This is a genomic window from Burkholderia sp. Bp8963 (assembly GCF_003854275.1).
In the GTDB taxonomy this organism is placed as follows: Bacteria; Pseudomonadota; Gammaproteobacteria; order Burkholderiales; family Burkholderiaceae; genus Burkholderia.
Genome location: NZ_QTQP01000028.1, coordinates 37481 through 49784, shown reverse-complemented (window position 1 = coordinate 49784; position 12304 = coordinate 37481). Strand labels below are relative to the sequence as shown.

10 protein-coding genes are annotated in these 12304 nt (G+C 63.3%); 6 read left to right on the top strand and 4 right to left on the bottom strand.

Features of this window, described 5'->3' with window-relative positions:
• Positions 1–15 precede the first annotated feature (15 nt).
• Together DID96_RS22685 and DID96_RS22680 are read right to left on the bottom strand one after the other, a co-directional pair.
• A complete protein-coding gene (locus DID96_RS22685) occupies positions 16–1569 on the bottom strand; it encodes a sugar ABC transporter ATP-binding protein (protein ID WP_124601506.1) in 1554 nt (517 codons plus the stop codon).
• Positions 1556–2806: an ROK family protein gene (locus tag DID96_RS22680; RefSeq protein ID WP_124601505.1), complete on the bottom strand. Its 1251-nt coding sequence runs from the start codon at positions 2804–2806 to the stop codon at positions 1556–1558. The genes DID96_RS22685 and DID96_RS22680 overlap by 14 nt, the downstream gene beginning before the upstream one ends.
• Positions 2807–3129: 323 nt before the next feature.
• Here DID96_RS22680 and DID96_RS22675 point away from each other — a divergent pair, with 323 nt between their 5' ends.
• Complete coding sequence (locus tag DID96_RS22675; RefSeq protein ID WP_124601504.1) at positions 3130–3633, top strand: Ohr family peroxiredoxin; 504 nt, start codon at positions 3130–3132, stop codon at positions 3631–3633.
• Positions 3634–3892: 259 nt separating this feature from the next.
• Here DID96_RS22675 and DID96_RS22670 read toward each other — a convergent pair whose 3' ends face one another.
• The gene (locus DID96_RS22670) at positions 3893–4624 is read right to left on the bottom strand and encodes an SDR family NAD(P)-dependent oxidoreductase (RefSeq protein WP_124601503.1); all 732 of its coding nucleotides are present in this window, start codon (positions 4622–4624) and stop codon (positions 3893–3895) included.
• Positions 4625–5067: 443 nt separating this feature from the next.
• On the bottom strand, positions 5068–5328 hold the full coding sequence (locus DID96_RS22665) for a hypothetical protein (protein WP_124601502.1): 261 nt from the start codon (positions 5326–5328) through the stop codon (positions 5068–5070).
• Between the two features lie 228 nt (positions 5329–5556).
• Between DID96_RS22665 and DID96_RS22660 the strand changes: the two genes are divergently transcribed.
• From DID96_RS22660 to DID96_RS22640, 5 genes are all read left to right on the top strand, one after another.
• Positions 5557–7260, top strand: a complete 1704-nt coding sequence (locus DID96_RS22660; RefSeq protein ID WP_124601501.1) for a DUF1302 domain-containing protein — start codon at positions 5557–5559, stop codon at positions 7258–7260.
• Between the two features lie 230 nt (positions 7261–7490).
• On the top strand, positions 7491–8339 hold the full coding sequence (locus DID96_RS22655; RefSeq protein ID WP_260463978.1) for a pirin family protein: 849 nt from the start codon (positions 7491–7493) through the stop codon (positions 8337–8339).
• Entirely contained in the window at positions 8263–9510 is a 1248-nt protein-coding gene (locus DID96_RS22650; protein WP_124601499.1) for a mandelate racemase/muconate lactonizing enzyme family protein, read from the top strand. The genes DID96_RS22655 and DID96_RS22650 overlap by 77 nt, the downstream gene beginning before the upstream one ends.
• 65 nt (positions 9511–9575) lie before the next feature.
• Positions 9576–11174 carry a fatty acid--CoA ligase gene (locus DID96_RS22645; protein ID WP_260463977.1) on the top strand — a complete coding sequence of 533 codons (1599 nt, stop codon included), beginning with the start codon at positions 9576–9578 and terminating at the stop codon, positions 11172–11174.
• Entirely contained in the window at positions 11101–12156 is a 1056-nt protein-coding gene (locus DID96_RS22640; protein WP_221624600.1) for a VOC family protein, read from the top strand. The genes DID96_RS22645 and DID96_RS22640 overlap by 74 nt, the downstream gene beginning before the upstream one ends.
• Positions 12157–12304: the final 148 nt, after the last annotated feature.

Below are 12304 nucleotides of genomic sequence, written 5' to 3'. Positions count from 1 at the left end.
AATGAGCGGCGGCGCTCAGTGCGCGTCCGCCAGTTCCGTTTGCGAGCCGGTCGCGAGCGCGATGATCGCTTCCTGCGTGATCGGCGTGCCGCTGTAGCCGCCGAGTTCGCCCGCGATCTCGCCTTCGCGCATCACCAGCACGCGGTCGGCGACGCCGATGATCTCCGGCAGTTCGCTCGAGATCACGATCACGCCCACACCCGCGCGGGCGAGGTCGTTGATGATCCGGTAGATCTCGGATTTCGCGCCGATGTCGACACCGCGGGTCGGCTCGTCGAGGATCAGCACGCGCGGCTTCGTTTCGAGCAGCCGCGACAACAGCACCTTCTGCTGATTGCCGCCCGACAGCGCGCCGACGTTGACGTTCGCGTGCGGCACGCGGATCGACAGCGCGGTGATCGCGTCGCGTGCGCGTGCGGCGCCGCGCGCGAGATCGAGCGCGCCGAGCCGTGCGTCGCGGTTGCACACCGAGATGTTGATGTTGTCGCGCACGCTCATGTCGAGGAACAGGCCCTGGCGCTTGCGGTCTTCGGTCAGGTAGACGAGGCCCGCGTCGATCGCGTCGCGCGGCGAATGCGTGCCGAAGGTCCGCTCGCCGATCGTCACGTCGCCGCGCGTGCGCGGCTCCGCGCCGAAGATGAGCCGCGCGAGTTCCGTGCGGCCTGCGCCGACGAGCCCCGCGATGCCGAGCACTTCGCCCGCGTGCAGGTCGAGGCTGCAGCCGCGCACGCGGCCGCCATCGGCGACGTCGCGCACCGACAGCAGCAGGTGGCCGCGGTCGTACGGCGCATGTTCCTTCTTGTAGAAACCGGAGATGTCGCGGCCGACCATCATCCCGACGAGCCGCTCGGCCGACAGCGACGCGCGGTCCAGCGTGCCGACGTAAGTGCCGTCGCGCAGCACCGACACGCGGTCGGACAGTTCGTAGATTTCCGCCATCCGGTGACTGATGTAGATGATCGCGAGACCTTCCTCGCGCAGCTGGCGGATCAGCCGGAACAGGTGTTCCGTTTCGCGCGACGACAGCGGCGTCGTCGGCTCGTCCATCACGAGGATGCGCGCACGCGTGTGGACGGCACGCGCGATCTCGACGAGCTGCTGCTCGGCGATCGACAGCGTGCCGACGAGGGTCTCGGGCCCGAACGGCGCGCCGAGACGCGCGAGCACGTCCTGGCAGCCGCGCGCCATCGCCGCGCGGTCGATCGTGCCCCAGCGGCGGTTGCCGCGCCGCAGTTCGCGGCCGACGTAGATGTTTTCCGCGACCGTCAGGTTCGGCGCGAGGCACAGCTCCTGGTAGATCACCGCGACGCCCGCGTCGCGCGCGGCGAGCGGGCCGTCGACGTCGATGCGCGCGCCGTCGATCAGGATCTCACCGCCCGCGTCGGCCTGGTACGCGCCCGACAGGATCTTCATCAGCGTCGACTTGCCCGCGCCGTTCTCGCCCATCAGCGAATGGATCTCGCCCGGATAGACGGTCAGGCTGACGTTGTCGAGCGCGCGCACGGCCGGGAACGTCTTGCTGATCCCGCGCATCTCGAGCAGCGGACGGGGCGACTCAGATTGCGACATGGTTGACCTCCTGCGATTCCGCGCTCGCACCCTTGAGGATGCCGGCCCGCGGGGAGAAGTTGAAGAACATCGGCAGCGTCGCCGCGCCGATCGCGCCGGCGTCCGCGCCGAAGGTGCCGCGCACGAGCGTCGGCGTGCCGCGCGCTTCCGGCGCGGTCGCGACGAGCGCGGTGTGCAGACGCTTCGCGATCGTGTCGATCAGGCCGGCGTCGGTGTCGGCATCGAGCACGACCACCGGTGCGTCGATCACGCAAAGCACCGCGCGCAGCGCGGGGGCGAGCGCGTCGACGCAGTCGTCGATCCATTCGTCGACGGCGGGCAGGCCGCGTGCGATGCACACTTCGAGATCCGCGCGGTTGTTGACCGTCTCGCCGCTGTAGCGCAGGTGGCGCACGAGTGCGTGGAGCGATGCGCGCGCAAGCAGGATGTCCCACGGGCCGCGCGGCGGCGGCGCTGACGGCAGGCGGCTCGGCGGCACGGGCATCACGCCGATGTCGCCCGCGTTGCCGGTGACGCCGCGCAGGCAGTCGCCGTCGATCGCGATGCCGCCGCCGATCGCCGGGCCGATGAACAGGTAGATGAAATCGTCCTGCTGCCGGCCGAAGCCGTAGAACAGTTCGGCGATCGCGGCGGCGTTGCCGTCGTTTTCGCCGAACACCGGCAGCGACAGCGCGCGCCCGAGTTCGCTCGCGAAATCGACGTCTTCCCACGGACGGAACGTGTCGGGGGCAAGGCCGAGTTCGCGCATCCAGCTGCGGAGGTTGTACGGCTGCGCAACGCCGACGCCGGTCAGCCGTTCCCGCTCGTGCGCGGGCAGGAGGGCCTGCATCGCGTCGATATCGCGCCGGACGATCTCGAGCACGTCGGCGGGCGGCGGCAGCAGCGTGTCGTGGGTGACGCGGCCGAGCACGTCGCCGTCGAAATTGACGAGCGCCGTCTCGATCCGCATCCGGTCGAGGTGGACGCCGATGCCGAACGCGCCGCGCGGGTCGAGACGGATCAGCGAAGCGGGCTGGCCGCGCTGGCCTTCGACGCGACGGCCGGTGAACTCGATCAGCTTCGCGTCGGCGAGCGACGTGATGATGCTGCCGACGGCCGTGCCAGTCATGTTCGCGAGGCGCGCGAGATCGGCTTTCGACGCGCTGCCCGCGCGGCGCAAGGCTTTCAGCAACAGGCGCTCGTTGTAACGGCGCACGTTGGCCGAATTGCTTCCCTGGCCGATGTGCGGGCTTCGCATGGTGTCTCCTTCCATGGGGCGCCGGGCGGCGGCGCATTAAATAAATCACGTTGATTTATTTAACCGCGTGGCGGCCGGAATGTCAGCCTAGGGAAATCCCGGGATTGAACGCGGTGAGTGGGTGTCGGGCGGGGCGGTAATGACCGGCCTGCGGTCGGGGCGCGTTGCTGGAGAGGAGTTGGCCGCCGAACTATGGGATGGGGCCGGAAGTTTCGAACACGTCCTATGGACGCCGGTCGGGGCGGCCGTCAACATCACCGATCAGACGGCGCATTGCTGCGCAAGCGCCGGCGTGACGCGTACAGCCTTAAATGGAGATTCTAATGAGAAACACGGCACCGCCTTCTGTATCCCTGCTCGACCCGTACACTGGCAGTGAACTGTTGCCGCTCTACACGACGACCGTCACAGTCACTGGAGGCGACGCGGCGCATGGTCGGTCGTCGGGGCACGCGCGATCGGCCGATCGCGAACTGGACCTGCAATTGCGACTGCCGGTCGAGCTTGGCGGGAGCGGCGGTGGAACGAATCCGGAGCAACTGTTTGCGGCCGGATTCGCCGCGTGCTTCCACGGCGCTCTGACGCTGGTCGCGATGAAACGGAGGGTGCGTCTACCGCGTGACCTGGCTGTCACGGCGAGCGCGACGTTCGGGCGAGATCCGGCCGATGGGCTGTTTGCGCTCACGCTCGACCTGGACGTGGCACTGCCTGGCGTTGCCGCCGAGGACGCGGCGATGCTGGTCGCCGAAACCGAGAAGATCTGCCCGTACGCGAAGATGGCGAGGGCAGGTATCCGTCACAGCGTGCGGTTAAAGGGCGCGGTGTAATCGACGAACGTCATGGCGCGATGTTTGGGCTGGAAATGAAAAAAGGCCGGCATAAAGCCGACCTTTTCAAAACAGATGGTGCCCAGGAGAGGACTCGAATTTATCGCATAGTTATTTGAATATAAATAGGTTTTTTGAGAGCAATTGATGGCGTGTACGCATATGTATACGCAAAAATGCCGGACGATAACGGAACATCGGCTACTGCGCACGGCTGTGCTGTCTGTGGTTGAATCGATCTCGTTGGCAACCCTTTCAGCTAGACTCCAAAGCCCCCGGCTACCGCGATTTCCGCTCCGGTCATGTAACTGGACGCGCTTGAGGCGAGAAAAAGTACGACCTGGCCGACTTCTGCCGGCGTCCCAAGGCGTCCCATTGGAATCATGGCTTTGAAGCCTTCCATTGCCTCGGCGCTATTCTCGGCAATCATGGGCGTGTCGATCCCGCCCGGATGGACCGAATTGACGCGAATTCCGTAACGCGCAAGATCCAGCGCTGCCGATTTGGTCATCCCCCGCACTGCCCACTTCGTCGCCGCATAAGCAAAAGCGCCTGGGACGCTGCTGAGGGCGGCCTGGGACGAGATGTTAACGATGGAACCTCCGCCCCCGGCAGTCATTGGGCCGATGACCGACTTCATCCCGAGGAAAACGCCTAGCTGATTGATCCGATAGTGCAAGTCCAGCAGCGCGACATCGGTATCTTGCAATGTACAGGGCTTATATACGCCAGCGTTGTTGACAAGCACGTCGATCCGACCGTATCGGTCCATCGCCAGGTCGACTACGCTCTTCCACGCGGCCGGATCGGCGACGTCATGCTGCCGGAATACCGCCTGGCTGCCGATTTCCTCGGCCACCGCCGCGCCGGCGGGCGCGATATCGGTCAGTACGAGTTGCGCTCCTTCCGAGCCGAATATGCGCGCCTCCATTGCCCCCTGTCCTTGGGCAGCCCCTGTGATGACGACAACTTTCCCTTCCAGAAGTCCCATGATTTTCCTTTGTCGGTTAAATGAATTTGGTTTCGGTTCCACTTGCTGGAGTGAACCTCGTATTCAATGGCGAGCTTGTCCAGGGTGTCGGTTATATAAGGCGGTTGGGTAATAGTTTTTATGGGTATGGAATTATGAAATACGAAATTTCATCGAAATGATGGTGGCCATAAATCATCGGATTTGTCTGTTTTTTTATTGAAGTTCGTGACGCAATATAAAATTCCGACCGGACCATCAGAGGAACTGTGGTCGCGCCGCGCCATTGGTGATTGATCATTGTGAAGCACCGCGGCATTCAGTCTTCGTCGGAATGGACGATTTTTGTGTCGGGCTTCGTGAAGCAACTTGCTCGGATGGGGCGTCACGCTGTCCGATTTCCCATCACCGATTCTCGTAGGGAAAATTCGTCTCTTCCGACGATGACCGTATGACGCCAGGTTTCATAATTGCCCCCATGCTTTGACGACTCCATCGAGAACCTGATTAGGGCAGCCAGGGATGGCTGATTCCAGGGGAGGCTCGATGCCGAAGGCGACAAACATCGTCCGTGCTGTTGTGGAAGATGGGCCGTGACGTTTCATCAATCGATTGGTCAGTCGAAGTAGGCCGGCGTCCGGTTCATGCGGACGGCATCGAATAATCGAATGGGAGACGGCAATGAAACGATCGACGTATGCAATCGGGTTGCTGTTATGTGCCATTGCGATGGCAGTCCTGATTCCTGTCTGTGTCAGTGAAGGTCCGGCCAGCGAGCAGGCCAATCCGGTCGCATGCACATACTATGGCGGCAGCTGCATCACCCCGAGCACATTTTCCGGGGTGTCGTTTCGTCTGTTTCCCTGAATGATCGACTCTCGTCGTGAGAGACGACGCCATCGCATGACCGCGCGACGACATTTCATATTTCAACGAGACGTGAGGAGATTGACGTGAGACAGAAGAGCAGAAGATGTGCGACCCGCGTGTGCACCGGCATCGGCGCGATGGCGTGTGGAGGGATCCTGCTTGCCGGCCCCATGTCGGCGCAGGCCTTTCAATTTACGCTGGGCGACGATATCGACGGGCGCTGGGACAACACGTTTCAATACGTCGGCGGCATGCGCGTGCATGGCGTGAATTCGGGTATTGGAAACAACCCCGTTTTCAACGAATCCGAATACAAATTCGATCACGCCGGCAGCCTCGTGACCAATCGACTATCCGATCTCACGGAACTGACAGTCTCATATCGTCAGAATTATGGATTCCGCGTCAGCGCATCGCTTTTCAAGGATTTTGCGTACAACGATACCGTGAAATCCAATCCCGGTTTCGTCGCGCCCGGGTTGCCGTATTCGGCGCTCGGCTCGTACGCGGGTAACCGGTATTCGTCATATACGCGCAGTTACTACGAGAGCGGTACGCAATTGCTCGACGCATTCGCCTACGGCAACTTCGAGGTTGGCGGGCATTCGACGTCGGTCAAGCTCGGTCGTCTGGCGGCGGTCTGGGGCACGGCATTCTTCTTCGGCGACCAGAGCATCAGCTACGCGCAGAATCCGGTGGACGGCATCAAGGGGTCTGCCGCGCCGGGCTCCACGCTGAAGGAACTGGCGCTGCCGCGTGGCCAGATCTACATGCAGACCGACGTCACGCCCCAGTTGTCGCTGGCTGCGCAGTACTTCTTCGAGTTCGAGCACAACCTGTTGCCGGAGGGTGGGACTTATCTCGGGTTGTCGGATTTCCTGTTCTACGGACCGACCCAGTTGCTGGGCGCGATCCCGCGCGGCACCGATTTCAAGCCGAGGAACGTTCACAACAACTTCGGCATTCGGGCAACGTGGAGCCCGGATTTCATGGCGGGCGGCAATCTCAGCTTTTACTATCGCCGGCTCGACGAGGCACAGCCGTGGTTGCTCTTCGGCCGCGATCCGGCCACGGGGGCGACCAATTATCACCTGTCCTACAACCAGAACGCGCAGCTATTCGGCGTCAGTGCGGAAGCGGGCCTCGGCAACCTCAGCACGGGTTTCGAGCTCTCGTATCGGCATAACACGGCGCTCAATTCGGTGGCCGGCCCTTCGCTAGCCGATCCGTCCGGCAGGGCGGGCGCCCGCGGCGACACGATCAACCTGATCGCGAACGCGCTCGTGCCGCTGAAAAAGACGCCGCTCTATGAATCGGCGACGCTGATCGCCGAACTCGCCTTCACGCAGCGAGTGGGTTCGATCAAGAATGCCGATCTCTACCACGGCACCGGCAACGGGCTCGCGTGCCCGACGGGTAGCAAATGGGATGGCTGCGCGACGAACAACTCGATCGTCGCCGCGATGCAGTTCGATCCGAAATGGCTGCAGGTTTTTCCTGGCGTCGATATCGACATGCCGATGTTCGTGATGTACGGGATCTATGGCAACACGCCGTCGTTATCCACTGCCGTCGCGAATCAGGGTTCGCTGATCTACACGATCGGGCTCCACTCGCTCATTCACAACAAGTACAACGTCACGCTGCAATACAACGGCTACCACAGCCACACGGGCGGCACGACACGCTTCGCGCCCGGCGGGCCGTCCTTTTACGCGGGTGGGAACGGCCCGTTCATGTGGAACGACAAGCCGTGGGTATCGCTGACGCTGCAGACGACGTTCTGACGTTTCGCGAACGTCTGGCTTCGCTTCGACACGCGCGCGGCGGTTCAGACATGCCCGATGCCGCCGCACGCGTTGGGGCTGCCTGGGCGCATGCGACGCGCAATGGTCATAGCGTCGATTATTGGATGAATGTCGTCCGGCGGCACGGTCTAGTCGCCGCATCGAGTGCTCCATATGATGGATTCGTCATGTGAACTTCCGTATCGAAGGAGCAACCGATGTCCTATTCCATGCCGATTGCCGACGCAGCCACCAAGCGCCACGTCGTATTCCGCACCCGTGGCCGCCGGCACGGGCCCGTCACGCGGCTGATGAGTCCTTCGGACGTGGGACAGATGCTGCGCCCGTTCGTTTTTCTCGACCTGGTCGACGTCAACGGCATTTCGGCGCAGGGCTTCGGGCTTCATCCGCATTCGGGCATCGCGACGATCACGTGGATGCTCGAGGGCAGCGTGGGCTACGAAGACACGATGGGCCGCACCGGGCAAATCTCGAAGGGCGGCCTCGAATGGATGCATGCAGGCGGCGGCGCGTGGCACGGCGGTGATTTCGGCGATGGCGGTCCGGTTCGTGCATTTCAACTGTGGATCGCACTCCCGGCTGAAACGGAGCTGGGCAAGGCCGAGAGCATTTATCTGCAAGGAGACGCGATTGAGCACGATGGTCCCGTGACGGTGCTGCTGGGTCGCTACGGTTCAGCAAAGAGCGCGATCGACGTGCCGTCCCCGATCACCTATCTGTCGGTCTCGCTGAAGGCCGGCGAACGCTGGCGGTTCCAGCCCCCGAAGGGGCAGACCGTCGGATGGACGGCAATCAGCCGGGGTGCGCTCGTCGCGCCGGACGCCCTGGACGCCCTGGCCGCCGGCGAGCTCGTGGTCTTTGCAGAGTCGGACGACGCAATCGAATTCGAGGCCGAGACGGACGCGGAGTTCGTCGTCGGCTCGGCGGTGAAGCATCCGCACGATCTGGTGCTCGGCTACTACTCGGTGCACACGAGCGAGGATGCGCTGCGGGAAGGCGAGTCTCGCATTCAGAAGATCGGCATGCAGCTCCGCAAGGAAGGGCGACTGCGCCGCTGAGTCGTTCGCCGCGTGTGTCACCGCGAATGGCTGGCGTATCGATCGATTCGCATGGCAATGGTCACGCGAGCGCTATCGGAACAAGAGAGCACCCATGAAGATTACCCATGTCGACGTCATTTCCACAGTCGTTCCGCAGAATTTCGGCCGCTATCAAGGCCGCCTGCCGGTGGTCGTCGCGCGGATTCGCACCGACGCCGGCATAGACGGCATCGGGCATACCTTCAGCCTGAACCCGGAATTTCAGCGATCGCTATCGGCGATGGTGCGCGATCTGGGCGACCTGATCATCGGCGAGGATCCGCGGCAGATCGAGCACGTGTTCGCACGGATGATCTATCCGTCCAACTTCGTGGGCCCGGGCGGGCTGCTGAACATCGCGGCGGCGGCGATCGACATCGCGTTGTGGGACGTCTGGGGCAAGGAAACCGGCCAGCCGCTGTGGCGCCTGCTCGGCGGGCACGCGAATCACGTGAGGACTTACCAGAGCAACGCCGCAATGGGAAACCGGCCTGATGTCCTGCAGCGCCAGGCGGCGGAACTCGTCGCGAAAGGCCATCGTGCCGTCAAGATTCGGCCGCACGCGGAGCGTGACGCGCGCGTGGAGGATGTGGTGGCGCGCGTGCGGGCAGTGCGCGAAGCGATCGGCTACGACGTTGACCTGCTGTACGACGTCAACCAGACCTGGACGCCGTCTCGCGCGATCAGAGTGGGCCGCGCGCTGGAGGAGTTCGAGCTTTTCTGGCTGGAAGATCCGACCGCGATGCACGACATCGAGGGCCAGGCCGCGGTGGCTCAGGCGCTGGACGTGCCGATCTGCGCCGGCGAATACCACTATGACCCGGTGTCCCTGCTGCGCCTGCTGAAGGCCCGCGCAGTGGATTACCTGATGGTCGACATGTGCCGGATGGGCGGCATCACGCAGTTCCGGAAAGCGGCTGCGCTGGCCGAATCGTTCGGCGTTCCGGTCGCGAGCCATCTGATTCCCGAGATTTTCGCGCACTGCATCGCCGCCGTTCCGAACGGCCTCATTGCCGAATGGATGGACTGGTCGTCGATTCTGTTCGACGGATTGCCAGTTCTTGCAGATGGCTCGCTGCATCTCAGCGAACGCCCCGGTCATGGACTCACGCTGCTCGAGGACGTCGTGCAGAAGTATCGGGTGGACTAGCCGGGCCGGCCGAGTTCGCACACGGCGAAGGCCGGGCGAAATTCCGTAATTCTCTGGAGGATGATGTGAACGCAACTGCGAGTCCGACCAACATTGAACAGATGACGACGCTCGCCGAGATTGCGCGGCTGCACGCGCTTCATCGGCCGCACGCGGTCGCGCTCTCGTTCGACGGGCGCGACACGACCTATGGGCAATTCCATTCCCGCTCGAATCAGGTGGCCAATGCGCTGATTGCCGAAGGGTTGGCGCCCGGCCATCGCATCGCATATCTGGGCAAGAACAGCGATCGCTATTTCGAGGTGTTTTTCGGCGCGGCGAAGGCCGGCGTCGTGACGACGCCGATCGGCTGGCGTCTGGCTCCCGCCGAGGCGGCGGCCATCCTCGAAGACTGCGAAGCGCATGTGGTGTTTGTCGGACCCGATGTCGCCGCGCAGGCCAATGCGGTTCTCGAGCGGATTGCCAGCCGCCCGTTGGTGATCGCGATCGACGGCATTCCGGTCAACGGTGCGACGTCGTTCGATGCTTGGCTTGCTGCCCAGAGCCCGGATAGTCCCGACATCGCAGTCGATCCGTCGGATGTCGTCCTGCAGCTCTACACGTCCGGGACGACCGGCCGGCCCAAGGGCGTGATGCTGACGCACGAGAACATCCTGTCGAAGCAGCGGCATGCATCCAATGCCGAGATGGGCTGGTATCAATGGACAGCCGACGACGTGAGCCTGGTGGCGATGCCCGTCGCACATGCCGCCGGCAGCCTGTGGGGCATGCTGGGACTACTGTTCGGCGCGAAGGGGATCGTCGTCCCGGAGTTCGATCCGTTGAAGGTGCTGGACTTCGTCGAACGCGATCGCATCTCGAAGATGTTCATGGTGCCATCTGCGCTGCAGATCATCGTGCGTCAGCCGCGTAGTCGCGAGGTCGATTACCGGAGGCTGAAGTGCATCGTCTACGGTGCGTCGCCGATGCCGGTCGATCTGCTTCGCGAGTGCATGGACATCTTTGGCTGCGGTTTCTGCCAGCAGTACGGAATGACGGAGACGAGTGGCGTGATCGTCTACCTGCCGCCGGACGATCACTATCCGGGCAGCAAAAGGCTGCGCGCCGCCGGCATTCCGATGCCCGGCGTCGAAATCCGGATTGTCGACGGCGCGGGCGTGATCCTGCCGCCGAATACCGTCGGCGAAGTGCTGATCCGGTCGAGCAGCAACATGGCGGGCTACTGGCGCATGCCCGAAGCGACGCAGGATACCGTCGATCCGGACGGCTGGCTGCGGACGGGAGACGCCGGCTACCTCGACGAGGACGGCTATCTGTACATCCACGACCGTGTGAAGGACATGATCATTTCGGGCGCGGAAAACATCTATCCGGCGGAGGTCGAGAACGCGATTTACGGCCATCCGGGCGTCGCTGAGGTCGCGGTGATCGGCGTGCCCGATCCGAAATGGGGCGAGGCGGTCAAGGCCGTCGTCGTGCTCAAGCCAGGCGTCCGCGCGGACGCGCCGGACATCCTGTCGTTCGCGCGCGAGCGCATCGCCGCGTACAAGGTTCCGAAGAGCATCGACTTCGTCGAGTCGCTGCCGCGCAATGCGTCCGGCAAGGTGGTTCGCCGCACGCTGCGGGAGCCGTACTGGGCCGGGTTCGAGCGGCGGATCAATTAATGGCCGCCGGTCGGCGAACGGGCGGCAACGCAATGGGTGCGGAGCGGGTGAGATCGACTCACCCTTCGCAGACGTAATCGACGGAGGAGGCGGAATGAACAAGGTGGGCGTCACCGAACTAGGCTACATCGGCTTCGATGTGAGCGACCTGGGAGCCTGGCGTGATTTTGCGACGCAGATTCTCGGCATGGAATGCATCACGGACGGTGCCGACGTGCGCCTCAGAATGGATTACTGGCATCAGCGGATCGTGTTGCACGAAGGCGCGTCGGACGATTTGCGGTATGCCGGATACCGCCTCTCCGGTCCGGAAGATTTCTGGGCGATGCAGCGGCAACTGACGGCGCTGGGCGTGCGGTTCGAGGTGGCGTCGACGGCCGAAGCCGAGGAGCGCCACGTACTCGAACTGCTTCGTCTCGAGGATCCCGCCGGCCTGCCGATCGAGCTCTTCCATGGACCGCAGGTGGATCGTCATGCACCGTTCCATCCGGCGCGCGCGATGCACGGAAAATTCGTGCTGGGCGCGAGCGGGCTGGGGCATATGATCATCCGCGAGCGGGGTGTCGAGGCATCCGAGCGCTTCTATCGGGAGGCGCTCGGAATGCGAGGCAGCATCGAGGCGAGGATGTCGATGGCGGGGCATAAAATCGCGCCGATGTTCATGCATTGCAATTCGCGCGGCCACTCCGTCGCGTTCGGCATTCCGGGCTTCACGAAGCGCGTTCAGCATTTCATGGTCGAGGCGGACTCGATTGATGACGTCGGCCTGACCTATGAGCTGGCGAAGGAGAACAAGGTGCCGATTCTGATGGGGCTCGGCCGCCATCAGAACGACAACATGGTGTCGTTCTACATGCAGACGCCATCCGGCTTCTTTTGTGAATATGGCTGGGGCGGCACGCCTGCGCTCGAGCAGTCCGAATACAACCCCCGAGGCGACAGTTGGGGTCACGAGTTGCTGAATCCGTCACTGCTCGGGTGATCGCGGTTACCGCAACGCCCATCGGGCTGCAGCCGCCGCGTGCCGCACTGGCACGCGGCGGCTGCGACTGATTTCCCGTCTTGCGCCTGTCGCGCATGTCCACGACTTTCCCTTAAGAATTTCTCCCGGCGCATCGGACACAATGCGC